General features: G+C 72.4%; 18 protein-coding genes and 1 pseudogene. 9 read left to right on the top strand and 10 right to left on the bottom strand.

The window, feature by feature from the left end:
• Window positions 1-259: 259 nt before the first annotated feature.
• From ABZU25_RS08220 to ABZU25_RS08210, 3 genes are all read right to left on the bottom strand, one after another.
• On the bottom strand, window positions 260-1,357 hold the full coding sequence (locus tag ABZU25_RS08220; protein WP_355028616.1) for a hypothetical protein: 1,098 nt from the start codon (window positions 1,355-1,357) through the stop codon (window positions 260-262).
• 81 nt (window positions 1,358-1,438) lie between these two features.
• Window positions 1,439-1,705: a DUF6457 domain-containing protein gene (locus tag ABZU25_RS08215; RefSeq protein WP_355028615.1), complete on the bottom strand. Its 267-nt coding sequence runs from the start codon at window positions 1,703-1,705 to the stop codon at window positions 1,439-1,441.
• The gene (locus ABZU25_RS08210) at window positions 1,702-2,406 is read right to left on the bottom strand and encodes an NTP transferase domain-containing protein (protein WP_355028614.1); all 705 of its coding nucleotides are present in this window, start codon (window positions 2,404-2,406) and stop codon (window positions 1,702-1,704) included. Before ABZU25_RS08210 ends, ABZU25_RS08215 begins: the two co-directional genes overlap by 4 nt.
• 101 nt (window positions 2,407-2,507) lie before the next feature.
• Between ABZU25_RS08210 and fdhD the strand changes: the two genes are divergently transcribed.
• Complete coding sequence (fdhD, locus tag ABZU25_RS08205; RefSeq protein WP_355028613.1) at window positions 2,508-3,374, top strand: formate dehydrogenase accessory sulfurtransferase FdhD; 867 nt, start codon at window positions 2,508-2,510, stop codon at window positions 3,372-3,374.
• Window positions 3,375-3,377: 3 nt separating this feature from the next.
• On the opposite strand, the gene ABZU25_RS08200 is transcribed toward fdhD, so the two are convergent.
• Both ABZU25_RS08200 and ABZU25_RS08195 read right to left on the bottom strand, forming a co-directional pair.
• On the bottom strand, window positions 3,378-4,085 hold the full coding sequence (locus ABZU25_RS08200; RefSeq protein ID WP_355028612.1) for a GAP family protein: 708 nt from the start codon (window positions 4,083-4,085) through the stop codon (window positions 3,378-3,380).
• A 180-nt stretch (window positions 4,086-4,265) separates the two neighbouring features.
• Window positions 4,266-4,508: a flavin reductase gene (locus ABZU25_RS08195; RefSeq protein ID WP_355028611.1), complete on the bottom strand. Its 243-nt coding sequence runs from the start codon at window positions 4,506-4,508 to the stop codon at window positions 4,266-4,268.
• Between the two features lie 224 nt (window positions 4,509-4,732).
• Here ABZU25_RS08195 and ABZU25_RS08190 point away from each other — a divergent pair, with 224 nt between their 5' ends.
• Together ABZU25_RS08190 and ABZU25_RS08185 are read left to right on the top strand one after the other, a co-directional pair.
• Entirely contained in the window at window positions 4,733-5,482 is a 750-nt protein-coding gene (locus ABZU25_RS08190; protein ID WP_355028610.1) for a DUF5753 domain-containing protein, read from the top strand.
• Entirely contained in the window at window positions 5,470-5,673 is a 204-nt protein-coding gene (locus tag ABZU25_RS08185; protein ID WP_355028609.1) for a DUF397 domain-containing protein, read from the top strand. Before ABZU25_RS08190 ends, ABZU25_RS08185 begins: the two co-directional genes overlap by 13 nt.
• A 116-nt stretch (window positions 5,674-5,789) precedes the next feature.
• Here the strand turns inward: ABZU25_RS08185 and ABZU25_RS08180 are convergent, their stop codons facing one another.
• From ABZU25_RS08180 to ABZU25_RS08170, 3 genes are read right to left on the bottom strand one after another with little or no spacing between them, the layout of a single operon-like run.
• Window positions 5,790-6,107, bottom strand: coding sequence for a helix-turn-helix transcriptional regulator (locus ABZU25_RS08180; RefSeq protein ID WP_355028627.1), 318 nt, complete (start codon window positions 6,105-6,107; stop codon window positions 5,790-5,792).
• Window positions 6,107-6,523: a type II toxin-antitoxin system RelE/ParE family toxin gene (locus ABZU25_RS08175; protein WP_355028608.1), complete on the bottom strand. Its 417-nt coding sequence runs from the start codon at window positions 6,521-6,523 to the stop codon at window positions 6,107-6,109. The genes ABZU25_RS08180 and ABZU25_RS08175 overlap by 1 nt, the downstream gene beginning before the upstream one ends.
• Window positions 6,510-7,556: a DUF4192 domain-containing protein gene (locus ABZU25_RS08170; protein WP_355028607.1), complete on the bottom strand. Its 1,047-nt coding sequence runs from the start codon at window positions 7,554-7,556 to the stop codon at window positions 6,510-6,512. Before ABZU25_RS08170 ends, ABZU25_RS08175 begins: the two co-directional genes overlap by 14 nt.
• A gap of 173 nt (window positions 7,557-7,729) precedes the next feature.
• Between ABZU25_RS08170 and ABZU25_RS08165 the strand changes: the two genes are divergently transcribed.
• From ABZU25_RS08165 to ABZU25_RS08145, 5 genes are all read left to right on the top strand, one after another.
• On the top strand, window positions 7,730-8,644 hold the full coding sequence (locus ABZU25_RS08165; RefSeq protein ID WP_355028606.1) for a fructosamine kinase family protein: 915 nt from the start codon (window positions 7,730-7,732) through the stop codon (window positions 8,642-8,644).
• The gene (gene moaA, locus ABZU25_RS08160; RefSeq protein WP_355028605.1) at window positions 8,641-9,654 is read left to right on the top strand and encodes a GTP 3',8-cyclase MoaA; all 1,014 of its coding nucleotides are present in this window, start codon (window positions 8,641-8,643) and stop codon (window positions 9,652-9,654) included. The genes ABZU25_RS08165 and moaA overlap by 4 nt, the downstream gene beginning before the upstream one ends.
• 3 nt (window positions 9,655-9,657) lie before the next feature.
• Window positions 9,658-9,912, top strand: coding sequence for a MoaD/ThiS family protein (locus ABZU25_RS08155; protein ID WP_355028604.1), 255 nt, complete (start codon window positions 9,658-9,660; stop codon window positions 9,910-9,912).
• A gap of 9 nt (window positions 9,913-9,921) precedes the next feature.
• Entirely contained in the window at window positions 9,922-11,169 is a 1,248-nt protein-coding gene (locus ABZU25_RS08150; RefSeq protein ID WP_355028603.1) for a metallophosphoesterase, read from the top strand.
• A 61-nt stretch (window positions 11,170-11,230) separates the two neighbouring features.
• Window positions 11,231-14,419 carry a UvrD-helicase domain-containing protein gene (locus tag ABZU25_RS08145; protein ID WP_355028602.1) on the top strand — a complete coding sequence of 1,063 codons (3,189 nt, stop codon included), beginning with the start codon at window positions 11,231-11,233 and terminating at the stop codon, window positions 14,417-14,419.
• 17 nt (window positions 14,420-14,436) lie between these two features.
• On the opposite strand, the gene ABZU25_RS08140 is transcribed toward ABZU25_RS08145, so the two are convergent.
• Window positions 14,437-15,078 (bottom strand): prepilin peptidase, encoded by a 642-nt coding sequence (locus tag ABZU25_RS08140; protein WP_355028601.1) that lies wholly within the window; start codon window positions 15,076-15,078, stop codon window positions 14,437-14,439.
• Window positions 15,079-15,088: 10 nt separating this feature from the next.
• Complete coding sequence (locus ABZU25_RS08135) at window positions 15,089-16,093, bottom strand: EamA family transporter (protein WP_355028600.1); 1,005 nt, start codon at window positions 16,091-16,093, stop codon at window positions 15,089-15,091.
• 408 nt (window positions 16,094-16,501) lie between these two features.
• On the opposite strand from ABZU25_RS08135, the pseudogene ABZU25_RS08130 reads away from it, so the two are divergent.
• Window positions 16,502-16,948: pseudogene (locus ABZU25_RS08130) on the top strand (hypothetical protein); the annotation flags it as partial.
• Between the last annotated feature and the right edge of the window lie 12 nt (window positions 16,949-16,960).

Here is a 16,960-nt window from a genome sequence, read left to right as displayed (position 1 = left end):
TCTCGCGACCTGGACCGGCGCCTGCCTCACCTGCCACCAACCCGTGAAGCCGTTACACCGCAACAAACGCCACAGAACCTAACAAAGCACTACTAGGGCCTGTGTCAAAGTCCTCGGTCGAGCCGAGGCGGAGTCCAGGCGGCGGTCCGGCAAGGCGGATATTCGTTCGGATACCGGTGTTGTATCCGGACGAATATCCAACGCGGCCGGTCGTCGTCTGGACTCCGCCGCAGGCCGGCCAGGGGCTTTGACACAGGCCCTAGAGGTACATGCCGGTGCGGTGCTCCGACTCGTCGCGCCGAACCGGCTTGTCGCCCTCACCGAAGAACCGCTTACCGCCGAACTCACCGTGCAGCCGATCGTCCAACTCGTCGGCGAGACCGGTCATCACCTGCACCGCCAGCATCAGGTGGGTGGCCTGGAAGTTGCGGCCGAAGACCGGGATGGACGCCCAGACCGTGTCGTCCGCGCAGTAGAGGCGGCCGATCGGCATCCGGTTCGTCAACTCGGAGAGCTTGACGTAGAGCCGCTCGGTCGGCTCCACCTCGGTCAGCACCGGCGAGAACACGTCCACCAGCGGCGGGTTGTCCCGCACCCGCACGAAGACCATCGCCGAGCCGGCCCGGATGTTGATGTCGCCGTCCGAGTCGACCTGCAACCGGTCAGTGTCCGACTTCAGCATTGTGGAGACCACGGTCCGGACCCGATCAGCCAGGTCGAGCACGTCGTCCCGCTCGGAGGCTGCCTCGGCCAGCGCCTCCTCCAGGTCGGCCTCGACGTCGGCGTCCGGGCCGAACTCGCTGCGCGCCGTGCCCAACGGGTCCACGGCCAGCGGCTCGCCGTCGGTGTCCTGCACCACATAGACGAGGAAAGCCGGATGCGGGGCGCCGTAGACGTCCCGCAGCGTCCGGGAGAGCAGCGCCGCGATCCGGGTCGACTCGCTCGTCCGGCCGTCCAGGCCGAAGAAACCGCCGGAACCGGCGACCACCCCGGGCGGCGACCAGCCGAGCGCGACCATGTCCGCCACCGCGCTGCGGTCCAGCCGGTAACCCGCCGGCAGCGTGGCGTTTCCGACCGCCCGCGCGGACAACCCGCCGCCGTCGCGCACGTCCACGCTTACCGAGTAGACGGCGTCCCCGGTGCCGGAGGCGGTCGGGTCCAGGGTCACCTCCAGGTGCGCGCCGACGGGAAGCTCCCGCAGCCGGAGGGCGAGCGCACGGGCGAACTCCTGCCAGGCCTCGGTCACCTTCGCCCGCAGATCGGTCGTGCTGGGTTCGTCGAGCAGGATCGATTCCGCCGGCTCAGTCGTAGCGCCGGGCAGGTCACCGCGCGGCGCCGAGGGGTGGTCAGCCGTCATGATCGCCTCCGTCCGTCACGATCACCCTACCCACGCCGCCCACGGACCCCATCAGCCCGGACCGGGATCAGACAGCGGCAGTCAGGGCGCCGTCGGATCCGCCGGGTCCGCGCCCAGTTCGACCGGCCAGGCGCCGGCCAGGGCGCTGAGCCGGGCCGCGACGTCCGCCGGGTCGGCACCCCGGCCGACCGCCAGCCCCAGCAGGTACGCGGTGACCGGCGCGCCCGGCCGCAACACCTGGTGGGCGACGTCGCGGGCCACATCCAGCACCGCCTGCACGGGCACCCCGGCCGGGTCCAGATCCAGCTCGGCGCACACCGCCGTCACCCAGTCGTCCATCACCGTCATCGCGCCCACTCCTCCGCCCGGCGTACGTCCTCGTCAGTGTCGCAGTCGAACCAGGGCGGCGGGCCGTCGCCGGACCAGGGCACCTCCCGCACGACGAGCCCGGCCAGCAGCGCCCGGACCGGGGCGCCGGAGAGGCTGCCCCGCTCGACAGTCAGTCGGTCCAACCCGGCCCGCAGCGCCGCGACCCGCCAGACACCGCAGAGCGACTGCCGCCGCCCGTCTCCGTCGACGAAGCACGCGCCGTCGGGCCGCTCGCTCCCGACCAGGCCACTGCCGGCCATCGGCACGGAAGGAGAGCCACCGCCCGCCAGGGCGACACCCTGGCCCGCGTGGGCGACACCCTGGCCCACCGGCGGGTTTTCTCCGGTGAGGTGGGTCAGCAGGTCGCCGATCGCGGAGCGGGTGAGCAGCGGTAGATCGGCGGCGAGCAGCGCGACCAGTGCGGTCTCCGGATCCAGCAGCGCCAGCCCGGCAGCCGCCGCGGCGACCGGACCCCCGCCCGGCGGATCCTCCCGGGTGACCCGCACGCCCTCCGGGACGTCGTCGGCCGGACCGACAAGCACCCGTGGCCTGGCGTCGCTGACGGCGGCCAGCACACGGGCGCGCATCGGCCGGCCACCGACCGGGAGGGCGGGCTTGTCCACCCCGCCCAACCGTCGGGCGGACCCACCTGCGAGCACCACTGCGGCATACGTCCCCATCCGGTCACGGTAGCCGTGTCGACGCTTGTTGGCTGTCGCTGCCGGGTGCCCGCCGCCCGGTGGCCGTGCGGGCGTGCCGGCGGGAGGTGGAGGATGGCGGGATGGGACGGGCAACTGATCGGCGGCACGTACTTCGGATCGACCTGGACGCGGCGACCGTCGGGCGCGGGTCCATCCGTCGACCGGACACGCTGGCGGTGGAGGAACCGCTGGAGATCCGGGTCGGCGCGGTCGGCCCGGGTCGGCGACCGCCCCTCGCCGTGACCATGCGTACTCCCGGTGACGACCTCGATCTGGCGATCGGGTTCCTGCTGACCGAGGGGCTGATCCGGTCGACCGACGACGTGTTGACAGCGCAGCTCTGTGCTGGCGCGGAGACACCGAACACGTACAACGTGGTGGACGTGACGCTCGCCCCCGGCGTGCCGGAACCGGCCACCGACCCGTCCCGGAACTTCTACACGACCAGTTCCTGTGGCGTCTGCGGCAAGGCCAGCATCGACGCGATCCGCACCCGCTCCCTGTTCCCGGTCGCCTCCGATCCGCTCAGCGTGCCGGCTGCGCTCCTCGCCGAACTGCCCGACCGACTACGCGCCGCCCAGCGCGGCTTCGACCGGACCGGCGGGCTGCACGCGGCCGGTCTGTTCACCCCCGACGGTGAGCTGGTGGTGCTGCGGGAGGACGTGGGCCGGCACAACGCGGTGGACAAGGTGATCGGCTGGGCGGTGCGCGAACGTCGGCTGCCCTTGGCCGGGCACCTGCTGCTGGTCTCCGGCCGGGCCAGCTTCGAGCTGACCCAGAAGGCGTGGATGGCCGGGTTGCCGCTGCTGGCCGCGGTGTCCGCGCCGAGCACGCTCGCCGCCGAACTGGCCGACGAGGCGGGGATGACACTCGTCGGTTTCCTGCGGGGCCGGACCATGAACGTCTACACCGGGCCACACCGGATCACGCTGGAACAGCCGGCCTGACGCTCAGCGGTCGAGCAGGCTGAACAGGTCCAACCGTGCTGCGGCGTCGCGAGCGACCAGGAAGCCGGCGATGCCGAGGATCCAGCCCAACGCGCCGCCTGCCTTCGCGACGATCCAGGCGTTCAGGCGGGCCAACAGCGGCTCGACCAGAGCCGGACGGGCCAGCCTGGCACCCAGCAACACCACTGCGGGCAGCACCATGACCAGGCAGTATCCGGCGAGCAACGTCACCACGGCCGCCGGGCCGACCGCGGAGGTGGCCAACAGACCCACCGCGCCGAGGTACGGAAGCATTGTCGCCACCTCGGCAAGCGCCGCCAGCAACGCGAGCCCGACCAACCAGCGGGCCGACGAGTCCCCGCCGGTGGCCCGGTCCCGCCAGCGCAGCACACCACCGCTACGGGGACGCCGCTTGCCGTCGTAGCGGAAGCTGAGCGCCAGCATCGTCACACCCAGCACGAGTTGCGCCCAGAGCACACCCGGGTTGTCCAGGGCACCACCCAGCGCGTCGGCAAATCTGCTGCCGCCCCACACCAGCAGCAGCCCCACCGCGAGATAGAACGCCGCGATGGTGGCGAGGTAGCCCAGGATCCGCCGGGCGTTGACCGGCCCGGAGGCGAGCAGCAGCCAGACCGGGATGAAGAGGGTGCCGATGCTGGTGCTGTCCACCAACGCCAGCCCGGTCAGCGAGAGCAGCAGTTCGGGGGTCATGTCGTACCGGTGCGAAGAGTGGACACGAGATCATTCTCCGGCGGCGCTGGCCCTGCCGCGTCGGCCTTGGACAGGAGAAACGCGTACATCCTTCGACGGAGGGCGTCGCCGGAGGGCCCGCCCCGGGCGATCGACCTCGGGGGACGAGGGATCGGCGCCGGGGCGGGAGTGGGTGGGTCATCAAGCCTTGACCCAGCCGGTGAAACGCTCGGTCAGGCCTTCCGGAGTCTTGCCGCCGTACAGCTCGGTGAGGTGTTCGGTTGCTTCGGCCTGCAGTGCCCTCAGGTGCTCGACCAGCTCGTCGGGTCGACCGCGGTAACGGCCGAGCAGGCGCAGTTTGGCGGTCGAGCAGGGCCAGGCGATCCCGCAGGTGCGGCAGCGCCACGCTGGCTTGAGCAGGGGGTGTTCCGCGTTTTCGGTCATCGGCCAGCCCTCATGTTGTCCGGCATGGTTCCCCCTCCTTGTTGGGAGGGGCCGCCCCTGAGTGCTCGCCCACGAGGCGGCCCCGGCACGAACGCGACCGCCGGGTCTCGGGTAGTCCCTGCCGGCCGCGCCGTCTCAGGTGCACGCTGCCAAGGGTTGCCAGTCGAATACACTGCGTAGCAATATCTCCTGTGGACGTCTCGGACGAACTAGAGGGGACACGGATGAATCGCGCAGTCGCTGAAGCAATGTCGAGATCCGGCCTGACCGCCGACAGCCTCGCCGCCCAGATCGGGGTCGATCCCAAGACGGCGGCCAAGTGGGCGAACCCGGGACGGATTCCGCAGACACGGCACCGGTCGAAGGTCGCCGAGGTCCTGGGCCGCGACGAGGGCGACCTCTGGCCCGACCTGTACAAGCGACGCGAGCCGGCGTGGTTCCGGCCCTGGACGGACATCGAACGCGAGGCGTTGGGGCTCCGGTACTACGAGTCGGCAGTCGTTCCCGGTCTCCTGCAGACCGAGGCGTACGCGCGAGCCGTGCTGCGCAGCGGGCTCTGGGCCGACGACGACCTGGAGGCCCACGTGGAGACCCGCCTCCGCCGGCAGGCCGCCGTGTTCGATCGACCTCGGCCGCCGTTGAGCGTCTTCGTCATCGACGAGGCCGCGCTGCGTCGGGGACGACCCGACATCATGGCCGACCAGCTCGACCACCTGATGATGCTCGGGGAGCGGCCGGCGGTGATGATCCACGTCCTCCCCTTGACGGCTGGTCTTCACCCCGGCCAGGCCGGGCCGTTCGTCATCGCCAACACACCGGACGGCGATGACGTCGGCTACCTCGACGACCAGGCGGCCGGGCGCCTCAGTAATGACGTTGCTCCACTCTGGGCGGTCTGGGATAGCGTGAGGTCGTTAGCGCTACCGCGAGACCTGACCATCGAGCTGATGAGGGCGCGAGCATGGATGACCTGACCGGCGCCCGTTGGCGCAAGAGCACCCGCAGCAGCTCGAACGGTGGCAACTGCGTCGAGGTGGCCGACAACCTGCCGGGTGTCGTGCTCGTGCGCGACACCAAGGATCGGGACGGCGGCACGCTGACGTTCGGGCCGGCAGCCTGGGCGGGCTTCGTCGGGCTGGCGAAGAAGATCGGCCCCGTCGACTAGGGCTCGTCCGTCCCCGCCCTGACCCGTGATCCATTCGGTTCGACGGCACCCGGGTAACCCGACGGGGGCCGGGTGGGACCGGCAGGTTTTGTCGATCTGTCAAGGCGCACCGTCGTTCACGCGGCCACGATCTCGACGGCACCGCGGGAGATCTTGACGTCGAACTCCATCCCGGTGCCCTTGGAAAGCTTGACGAGGGTCGAGATCGACGGCGGCTGGTCGCCTGATTCCAGTCGCGCGATGACTGACTGGGTCATCCCCACCTTGCGAGCGAGCGCGGTCTGGGTCAGCTGGTTCTCGGTGCGGTAACCCACGATGCGGAGCGCGACCTCGCGCGCGAACGCTGTCCGATCCCACTCTGCGCGGAACACCGGGTCCTGACGGCTGGCATCGCCGATGACCTGCTGCGAGGTCTTGAGCTCGGAACGTTTCATCACTCCGCCTCCACGTCCTTGATCCTTCGCTCTGCGGCTACGACAGCCCGGGCGAAGTTCCGCTGACTGACGCTGGCTTCTGGGCCGACGGCGCCAACCACAAACGCCTCACCAACCTGGGTGTAGAAGACGCGCCACCGGCTACGCCCTCCGCGTGGGCGTAGCTCACGCAGGTTGTCGGCAATTCGAATCTTGCTGGAGTGCGGGAACCCCAGGTTGGGGCCGAGGCTTTCCAGCTTCTCGACGGCGTGCCCGATTGCCGCCTGTTCGATGACGGGTATGGCTCGCAGTTCGGTTACGGCCTCCGGGTGAAAGAGGACCGACCAGGGCCGACTATAGCAAAATTGCGATTCGGCTGCTGGGGAGTCTCCGGCAGCCGGGCGGCAACCGGGAACCGGCTCGTCAGCGGCGGCCACGTCGGCTCCGCTTACGCGGACGGATGACCCCTGGCATCCCGACCGACGGCCACCCGTCCAGCTCGGACGGGGGCATCCCGCGCCGGAGCATGTCGTCCAGCAGCACGGCGAGCGAGTAGTCAGGGTGCAGGCTCAGCGTGCGCTCCAGTGCGACCGCCGCCAGCGCCCCCTGCCCTGCGCGCCAGGCCGCGAACGCCAGCAGCGCGCCTGGCGCGGCGGCCCACTTCGGCTCGGCCCGGCGCAGCACGTCGGTCCAGAGGGCGATGTCCCGGTCCCGACCGTCGGTGCGTTCCCAGGCGTGATCGCGGATCGGCAGGTGGGTCATCAGCAGGCTCAACCAGGCCACCTCGTCGTCGTCGAGCCGCTCACCGCGGCGCTGCCGACGCTGGGCCTCGCGGACCGCCGCGACCCCGGCGGCGCACATCGTCCGGCCGCCGAGCAGGTCGCTCGCGGGCGCCTGCTCAAGCAGCTCGGTCAGGCGCAGCTCGGCTTGGGCGGTGGCCTCCCGCATCGCGTCCCGGGCCGGGCCGTCCACCGGTGCCACCTGCGCCACGAGGGCGGCGCGGTCGGGGAGGGCGACCTGGCCGGCGAAGACCGCCGAGGCGGTAACCGGGTTGGCGGACGGGTCGTAGCGCCGACCCTCGGGCGGGCAGCAGTCGGGCTCGGTGCAGAGATAGGACCACCACCGGCCCTCGGTCACCCGCAGCGCGTCGAGCACCTCCAGCCCGGCGGTGGTCAGTGCGGCGCGCACCGCGTCCACGGCCGGCGTCACCCGATCGGGTGGCCCGTAACCGACAACGGTGGCGGCCTCCGCCCCCTGCCGGCGGATCACGGCGGCCAGGTGCCGGGCCCGCTCGACCAGATCAGCCGACGGGTCGGGCAGGTCCGCGCGAGCGGCGAAGATGATCTGCCGCCCGAGCAACGCCACGGCGACCACACTGTCGGTGGGATGGAAGCCGAGCAGGTACGGCACAGCGGCGATCAGATCGGCGGGCGAGCGGACGGCGAGCTGAGGGCGTTCGGTCGAGGTCATGTCGGAAGCCTGCGGCGGGCCTGCCCGGCGCCGCCGCCCCTGTGGACGACACGCGGTTTATCCACAGTTACTCACCGTGTTTTACCTGCTCATTGCGTACCTACGGTTGCCGAAAGAGGCCCGATGTCCTCGGGCGGCACCGTGGCGTCACAGGGAGCGGTTACCGTGCGCTGATGGACCTGGCGTACCTGCGCGCGCACCCGGCACACCTGCCGACCTTCCGGACCCACCAGCGGATCCGGGAGACGCCGGTCGCCGGTGGGCACATCTGCGCCGCTGCCCGGCTCACCCTCGACGACGGTCACTCCGTCTTCGCCAAATCCTGGCCCGAGGGGGCCGACCGACCGGCGCCGGAGGGTTTCTTCGCCGCCGAGGCGGCCGGGCTGCGCTGGCTGCGGGAGGCCGGCGCGATCCCCGTACCCGAGGTGATCGTGGCGTTGCCGGGCCTGCTGGCGCTCGACTGGGTGGAGCCCGGCGAGCCGACGCCGGAGGCCGCGGAACGCTTCGGCCGGGAGTTGGCCGACCTGCACCGGGCAGGCTCACCCACCTTCGGTGCGACCTGGCCGGGTTTCATCGGGTCGCTCCCCCAGGACAACACCCCCACCGACGGGCCCTGGTCGACGTGGTTCGCCGAGCGACGCCTCGTCCCCTACCTGCGACGCTCGGTCGACGGTGGCGCGCTGACCAGCGCCGATGCCACACTGGTCGAGCAGGTGATCGGTCGGCTCGACGGGCTCGGCGGCGACGAGCCACCGGCGCGCGTCCACGGCGACCTGTGGCCGGGCAACGTGCTCTGGGGCGCCGCCGACCGGGCCTGGCTGATCGACCCGGCGGCGCACGGCGGGCACCGGGAAACGGATCTGGCCCAGCTCGCCCTCTTCGGCGGCATTCCCCACCTGGACCGGGTGCTGGCCGCCTATCGGGAGAGTTGGCCGCTGCCAGCTGGCTGGCGGGAGCGGGTGCCACTGCATCAACTGCATCTGCTGCTCGTGCACACCGCGCTCTTCGGCGGCGGTTATCGAGACGCGGTCCTCCAGGCCGCCCGCGCCGTCCCGGCCCCTGTCGAACGCGCTACGGTCGACAGGTGAGCGCCGCCCCGGGCACCGATCGCGTCCTCGTCGACCGGTATGGCCGCGTCGCCCGTGACCTGCGTGTGTCCCTCACCGACAAGTGCAATCTGCGCTGCACCTACTGCATGCCGGCGGAAGGGCTGCCCTGGCTGGCCGGTCCCGATCTGCTGACCGACGAGGAGATCGTCCGGCTGGTCCGGGTGGCCGTCGAGCGGCTCGGTGTGACCGAGGTGCGGTTCACCGGCGGCGAGCCGCTGATCCGGCCCGGCCTGGTCGGCATCGTGACCGAGGTGGCCGCGTTGCGGCCTCGCCCCCGGGTCTCGCTGACCACCAACGGCATCGGGCTCGACCGGCTGGCCCCGGCGCTGCGCACGGCTGGCCTGGACCGGGTGAACGTCTCACTGGACACCCTGGACCCGGACCGGTTCACCCGACTCACCCGCCGTCCCCGCCTCGACTCGGTGCTGGCCGGGCTCGCCGGGGCGGCCGCCGCCGGGCTCAGCCCGGTGAAGATCAATTCAGTGCTGATGCGCGGTGTCAACGAGGATGAGGCGCCCGGCCTGCTCCGCTTCGCCGTCGATCACGACTACCAGTTGCGGATCATCGAGCAGATGCCGTTGGACGCCCAGCACGGCTGGGACCGCGACACCATGGTCACCGCCGAGGAGATCCTGGCCTCCCTGCGTACCGTCTTCGATCTCAGCCCCGACCCAACCGAGCGCGGCGCGGCACCGGCGGAGACCTGGCTGGTCGACGGAGGACCCGCCCGGGTTGGCGTGATCGCCAGCGTCACCCGACCGTTCTGCGGTGACTGCGACCGCACCCGGCTGACCGCGGACGGCCAGGTCCGCGCCTGCCTCTTCGCCACCGAGGAGTCCGACCTGCGCGCGGCGCTGCGCACCGGCGCGGACGACGACGAGTTGGTCCGACGCTGGCGCACCGCGATGTGGGGCAAGCGCGCCGGGCACGGCATCGACGACCCGACCTTCCTCCAGCCGACCCGGCCGATGTCCGCGATCGGGGGTTGAGGCGTGGCCCCGACACCGCTGACCGTCCGCTACTTCGCGGGTGCCCGCGCCGCTGCCGGGCACGCCGAGGAGGTCCTGCCCGCCGGCCGGTCGCTCGACGACCTCACCGCCGAGCTGGTGCAGCGACACGGCGATCGACTCGCTGCCGTGCTGCGAGTGGCGAGTTTCCTGGTAGATGGCGTCACCTGTCATGATCGTGAAGCACCCCTGCCGGCCGGGGCCACGATCGACGTTCTGCCCCCGTTCGCGGGCGGCTGAGGAGGCGCAGTGTTTGCGGTTCTGGGGTTCGTGGGCGTCCTGGCGCTGACCACCGGTCTCATCCACCTCTACCTGTGGAAGCGGCTCGTTCGGGACACCACCAACCCGGGCCGCTGGCGGCGGATCGGCGGGATCGCCGCCCTGGTGCTGGCGCTGCTCGTGCCGGCCACCCTCGCCGGGACGCAGGCCGGGCTCTACTGGCTCGCCTGGCCGGGCTACCTGTGGCTCGCCCTGATGTTCTACCTGCTCGTCGTGCTTGCCGTCCTCGAAGTGCCGATGCTTGTCACCCGGCTGATGCTGCGCCGCCGGCTCGCCACCGCCGAGCCGACCACCGCCGCGCCCGAGCCGGTGCTGGTCGGCGCCGCCGGGCCGCCCGAGCCGCCGGTGGCCGACGCCGTCACGGCTGCGGACCACGACCCGGCCCGCCGGCTGCTGCTGGCCCGTGGGGCGGCCATCTTCGCCGGCCTCACCGCCACCGGCATCACCGGGTACGGCGTGCGAACCGCCCTCGGCCCGCCACGCCTGGACCGGGTGCAGATCCCCCTCGCCAAGCTCCCCCGCAGCATGGACGGCCTGCGCATCGCGACCGTCTCCGACATCCACCTCGGCCCGCTGCGCGGCCGGGCACACACCGAGCGGATCGTCGCCGCGATCAACCGCCTCGACGCCGACCTGGTCGCGGTGGTCGGGGACCTGGTCGACGGCTCGGTCGCCGAACTCGGCCCGGCCGCCGCACCGCTGCGCGACCTGCGCTCCCGGTACGGCAGCTTCTTCGTCACCGGCAACCACGAGTACTACTCCGGCGTGGAGGAGTGGGTCCACGAGGTCGACCGGCTCGGCCTGCGGGTGCTCCAGAACCAGCGGCAGGAGATCCGGGCCCGGGGCGGCGTGCTCGACCTGGCCGGCGTGAACGACCTGGACGCCACCGGGACCACCGGCCTCGCCGCCGGGCCCGACTTCGCCGCCGCTCTCGGTGACCGCGACCCGAGCCGACCGGTGGTGCTGCTCGCCCACCAGCCGCTGGCGGCGGTCCAGGCCGCCCGGTACGACGTCGACCTGCAACTGTCCGGGCACACCCACGGTGGGCAGGTGGTGCCGTTCAACCTGGTCGTCCGGCTCGCGCAGCCGGTGGTCAGCGGCCTCGGCGAGGTCGACGGCACCAAGGTCTACGTGACAAACGGCGCCGGCTTCTGGGGGCCGCCGGTCCGGGTCGGGGCCGAGCCGCAGATCAGTCTGGTGGAGTTGCGCTCGGCATAGCGGACGTCACGTCCGCGCGTGGCGGCCGGCGGCCGGCGCGTCGGGCGTGACAGGATGCGGCGTGCCCCCGTTCAGTGCCGTACCCTCCGGTGGCCTCTCGCCATTCGTCGCGGACCTGCACATCCACTCGAAATACTCGCGCGCGTGCAGCCGCGACCTCACGCTGCCGAACCTCGGATGGTGGGCGCGTCGTAAGGGCATCGGTCTGCTCGGCACCGGCGACTTCACCCACCCCGCCTGGTACGACCACCTGCGGGAGACCCTGCGCCCGGCGGAGCCGGGGTTGTACCGGCTCGACGCCGAGGCGGAGCGGGACATCGCCCGGCGGCTGCCGCCCCGACTCGCGAGCGCGGCGGAGGCAGACCCGGTCCGGTTCATGCTGAGCGTGGAGATCTCCACGATCTACAAGCGGGACGACCGGACCCGCAAGGTGCATCACCTGATCTACCTGCCGGATCTCGACGCGGTGGCCCGGTTCAACACCGCCCTCGGCCGGATCGGCAACATCGGCTCGGACGGCCGGCCGATCCTCGGCCTGGACTCCCGCGACCTGCTGGAGATCACCCTGGAGGCCAGCCCGGACGGGTTCCTGGTGCCGGCGCACATCTGGACGCCGTGGTTCTCCGCGCTGGGCTCGAAATCCGGCTTCGACGCGATCGCGGACTGTTACGCCGATCTGGCCGAACACATCTTCGCAGTGGAGACCGGTCTCTCCTCCGACCCGGCGATGAACTGGCGGGTCGGCAGCCTGGACGGCTACCAGTTGGTGTCCAACTCGGACGCGCACTCGCCGCCGGCGCTGGGCCGGGAGGCGACAGTGCTGACCGCCGAACGGGACTACTTCGCCGTCCGGGAGGCGCTGCGGACCGGTGACGGTCTGGCCGGCACCGTCGAGTTCTTCCCGGAGGAGGGCAAGTACCACGCGGACGGGCATCGGCTCTGCGGGGTCAACTGGTCCCCGGAGCGGACCCGAGCCGCCGGTGGGCGCTGCCCCGAGTGCGGTAAGCCGCTCACAGTGGGCGTTCTCAGCCGGGTCGAGGAGCTGGCCGACCGGCCGGTGGGGCACCGGCCGGCACAGGCCCGGGACGTCACCCACCTGGTTCCGCTGGCCGAGATCCTCGGTGAGATCAACAAGGTGGGCGCCCGGTCGAAGAAGGTCGAGGGGCGACTCAACGAGCTACTCGCCGCGCTCGGCCCGGAGCTGGAGATCCTGACCACGACGCCGCTGAGCGACATCGCGCAGGCCGGCGGTGAGCTGCTCGCGGAGGGCATCGGGCGGCTGCGACGAGGCGAGGTGCACCGGGTGCCGGGTTACGACGGCGAGTACGGGGTGATCACGCTCTTCGACCCGGCGGAACTGGGCGGTGCCAGCACGGGCCAGGAGACCCTGTTCGACGTACCGGTGCCGGCGCAGCGCCGACCCGCGGAGCCGGCGGCCCGGCCGGCGGCCAAGCGCCCGGCGGCGGCGAAGGCGGAGCCGAAGCGTAAGCCGGTCCCGGCCCCCGCACCCCCGATCGCGCCGCCGCCGTCCCCCCACGAGCCGTTCGAGCCGATGCTCTCCGGCATGGAGGAGGTCGGCACCGGCCTGCTGGACCGGCTGGACGCGATGCAGCGGGTGGCTGCCTCCGCGCCGGGAGGGCCGCTGCTGATCGTGGCCGGGCCGGGCACCGGCAAGACCAGGACACTCACGCACCGGATCGCGTACCTCTGCGCGGAGCTGAACGTCTTCCCCGAGCGCTGCCTCGCGATCACGTTCACCCGCCGGGCCGCCGAGGAGCTGCGACACCGCCTCGACGGCCTGCTCGGTCCGGTGGCCGAGGACGTCACAGTGGGCACGTTCCACGCGCTGGGCTTGACCATCCTGCGGGAGAACGCCGACGCGGCGGGCCTGCCGGCCGACTTCCGCATCGCCGACGACACCGAACGGGCGGCGGCCCGCTCCGAGGCCGGCGACGACCTCGCCAGCTACACGGCGCTGTTGCGCAAGCAGGACCTGGTGGACCTGGACGAGCTGGTCACCCTGCCGGTGGAGCTGCTGCGAGCCGACCGGAAGCTGGTCGAGGCGTACCGGGACCGCTGGCGGTGGATCTTCGTCGACGAGTACCAGGACGTCGACGAGGTGCAGTACGAGCTGCTGCGGCTGCTCAGCCCGCCGGACGGCAACCTCTGCGCGATCGGCGACCCGGACCAGGCGATCTACTCGTTCCGGGGTGCCGACGTCGGCTACTTCCTGCGTTTCTCCGCGGACTTCACGGACGCCCGGTTGGTCCGGCTCAACCGCAACTACCGCTCGTCGGCGCCGATCCTGGCCGCCGCCGTGCAGGCCATCGCACCGTCCTCGCTGGTCCGTGGCCGGCGGCTGGATCCGGCCCGACTCGACCCGGAGGCCCCGCTGGTCGGGCGCTATCCGGCCGGGTCGGTCGCCGAGGAGGCCGACTTCGTGGTGCGGACTGTCGACGACCTGGTCGGCGGGCTGTCGCACCGGTCGCTGGACTCGGGCCGGATCGACGGCCGGTCCACCTCGCTGTCCTTCTCCGACATCGCCGTGCTGTACCGCACCGACGCGCAGGCCGCGCCGATCGTCGACGCTCTGGCCCGCGCCAACATCCCGGTGCAGAAGCGCTCACACGACCGGCTGCGGGACCGGCCCGGGGTGGCGGCCATCGCCCGGGAGCTGCGGCACGCCGACGGGTTGGCCGGCTCGCTGGCCGCCCGGGTGCGGTTGGCCGGTCAGGTGGTCGCCGAGCGGTTCGCGGTGCCCACCCTGGATGGCACCGGCACGGTACGCCCCGAGGCCGTCCGCTCCGCCGTGGACCTGCTCACCCCGCTGGCCCGGCGTTGCGGCGACGACCTGGAGGCGTTCCTGTCGCAGTTGGCCACCGGCGCGGAGGTGGACGCGCTCGACCCCCGCGCGGAGGCGGTCACGCTGCTCACCCTGCACGCCGCGAAGGGCCTGGAGTTCCCGGTGGTCTTCCTGGTCGGCGTCGAGGACGGGTTGCTGCCGCTGCGCTGGCCGGGCTCGACACCCGACGAGGACGCGGTCGCCGAGGAGCGCCGGCTCTTCTTCGTCGGCCTGACCCGGGCGCAGGACCGGCTGTACGTCAGTCACGCCGCCCGCCGCACCCGGCACGGCGCGGAACGCGACTGTGCTCCGTCGCCGTTCCTGGGCGTGATCGATCCGGGGCTGTTCGAACGGTTCGGTGCGGCCGAGCCGCGTCGCCCGAAGGACCGCCAGCTCCGGTTGATCTGACGCTCCGGGCGCGGTGGTCAGGCTTGCAGCACGGCCAGCCAGGCACCGGCGAGCAGGGCCGGACCGAGTGGCAGCAGGGTGTCCCGGCGCACCCGCCTGGTGGCGAGCAGGCCGAGCACCAGACCACCGTGCAACAGATGTGGCAGGACCAGCCCGACGATCAGGGCGTCCCGGCCCAGCCAGCCGAGCGGCAGGCCGAGGACGGCCGCCAGCTTCACGTCCCCGAATCCCAGCCGGGAGCCCGGCAGCAGGGCCAGCAGCACGTACGCCACGCCGGCGACCGCCGCGCCGGCCAGCGCGCCGAGCAGCCGCGCCACCTCGCCGGACAGCATCGCCGCAGCGGTCAGGCCGCCGAGGGCCAGCACCCCGGCGGCGAGCACCAGCGGGTCGGGCAGCCGCAGGCAGGCCAGGTCAACCCGGGCCAGCACCAGCCCCACCGCTGCCACCGCGAGGAAGACCGGCAGGGCGGGGTCGTCACGCCGGGCGACAGCGAGCCCCGCGAACACAGCCGCCGCCAGCAATGGACTGAGCCACGCCCCGGCAGCACTCCGGGGTCGTGGCCGGATCGGGTCGGTGGTGAAGCATCGGGCCAGCCGGGGTACGACGAGACCGACCAGCGCGCCGAGCAGCGCGACCGGCACCAGCGCGACGGCCGACATGGGCCGGACGTTACCGCCGGTCGCGCACCGGCGCGGCCCCCGACCGTGCTGCCGCGCCCGCCCGGCGCGGCCGTTCGGTGCTCACCACCAGAGCAACCCCGGCGACGATGACCGCGCCACCGAGCAGCACCTGCGGAGTGATCGGCTCGGCCACCAGCAGCGCGCCGAGCGCCACCGCGACGGCCGGGTTGACGTAGGCGTACGTCGACACCAGCGAGATGGGCGCGTTGTGCAGGAGCCAGACGTACGCGGTGAAGGCCACCAGCGAGCCCGCCACCATGAGGTAACCCAGCGCCAGCCACGACCGGGTGCTGACCGCCGCCGGGTGGAAGTCGCTCAGCTCGCCCCGCCCGGCGGCGACGACGGCCAGCACCAGCGCGCCGGCCAGCATCTCGTACACCGTGGCCACGAAGGGGTCGGCGGGCATCCGGATCCGGCCGGACAGGAACGACCCGACCGACCAGGAAACTGCCCCCGCCACCACTGTCAACGCCCCGACCAGCGGTACCGCGTCCGAACTGCCGGCGGGCAGCACCAGCAGGACCAGGCCGACGAAACCCAGGCTGACTCCCGCGAACGTCCAGATCGGCGGGCGGTCCCCGGTGGCGGCGCGCAACAACACCACGAGCAGCGGCACGGTCGCCACCAGCAGCGCGGCGATCCCGGACGGAAGCGCCACTCCGGGCGGCCCGGATTCGGCGAGCACCACCAGGCCATTGCCGCCGGCGAGCAGGAGCACCCCGACCAGCGCGGCCGAGGCGAGCTGCCGCCGGTCCACCCGCAGTGCGCCGGGGCCCCGGCGCAGCCGCAGCACCACCGCCAGAACCAGGCCGGCGACGGCGAATCGCAGGGTGGCCGACAGCAGCGGAGGCAGCGTCTCCACGGTGATCCGGATGGCCAGGTAGGTGGACCCCCAGAGGAGGTAGACCACGATCAACGCGGTCCAGATCACTGTCGGCGCGAGGTCAGCGCGGCGGCCGACGGCGGCTGCGGCGCTCGGTGGAGGTGGGCTCATCAGTGGACCACGCTACGGTGACGTGGGAGTCGGCGTCGCGTATCGGTGGCCAGGCTCTCACCACTTGTGCAGGAGGGCGGCATGACGAACTACGGACCACCCGGAGGCGGCAACCCGGGACCGTGGCGCGGGCAGCGACCGGACGAGACGCCCGGCCGGCCGGTGCAGCAGCCCTACCCGCCGGCGGTCCCGTCGTACCCGCAGGCGCCACAGGAACGACCCGGGCCGTACGGCGGCCCACCGACCGCGCCCTACGGGGGCGGTTCGGGAACGCCCTACGGCGGTGATCCCGGGGCGCCCTACGGCGGCGCGTACCAGCCGACCGGGGCGAATCCGGCGTACGGCGGGCAGCCGTACCGGCCCGACGAGGACCCGTACGGCCCGGATCCCACACCGGCACCGGGCCGGCGCGGCCGGGGGCCGCTGATCGCGGTGCTGGCCGTCGTACTGCTGCTGGTGGCTGTCGGCGGTGCGTTCTGGCTCCGTCGCGGGCAGGACGATCCGGCTCCGGTGGCCGCACCGGCCAACTCGACCGCCGCGGTGGAGCCCAGCGCGGACGCCGACGGGCCCGCGCCGGCACCGAGCGCCCCAGCCCCGGAGTCGTCGGCCGATCCCCGGTTCGCCAAGGTCGGTCAGTGCGTCCGCAACGACGCCGCGGCGGACGGCAAGCCCAAGCTGCTGATCAGCGAGTGCGCCGCGAAGTCGTACGAGGTGTTGAGCCGGATCGACGGCGCGACCAGCGGCGAGCGCGACGCCGAGGCCAAGTGCGACAAGGTCAAGGGTTACACCAACTGGTACTTCTTCGACAGCGAGCTGGACACCCTCGACTTCGTCCTCTGCCTGAAGCAACGCTGAGACACCCACCCC

Origin of the sequence: Micromonospora sp. NPDC005215, from assembly GCF_040607915.1 — a bacterium.
In the GTDB taxonomy this organism is placed as follows: domain Bacteria; phylum Actinomycetota; class Actinomycetes; order Mycobacteriales; family Micromonosporaceae; genus Micromonospora.
Note: the sequence above shows the minus strand (reverse complement) of the source record. Positions and strands in the feature narration are given on the sequence as shown.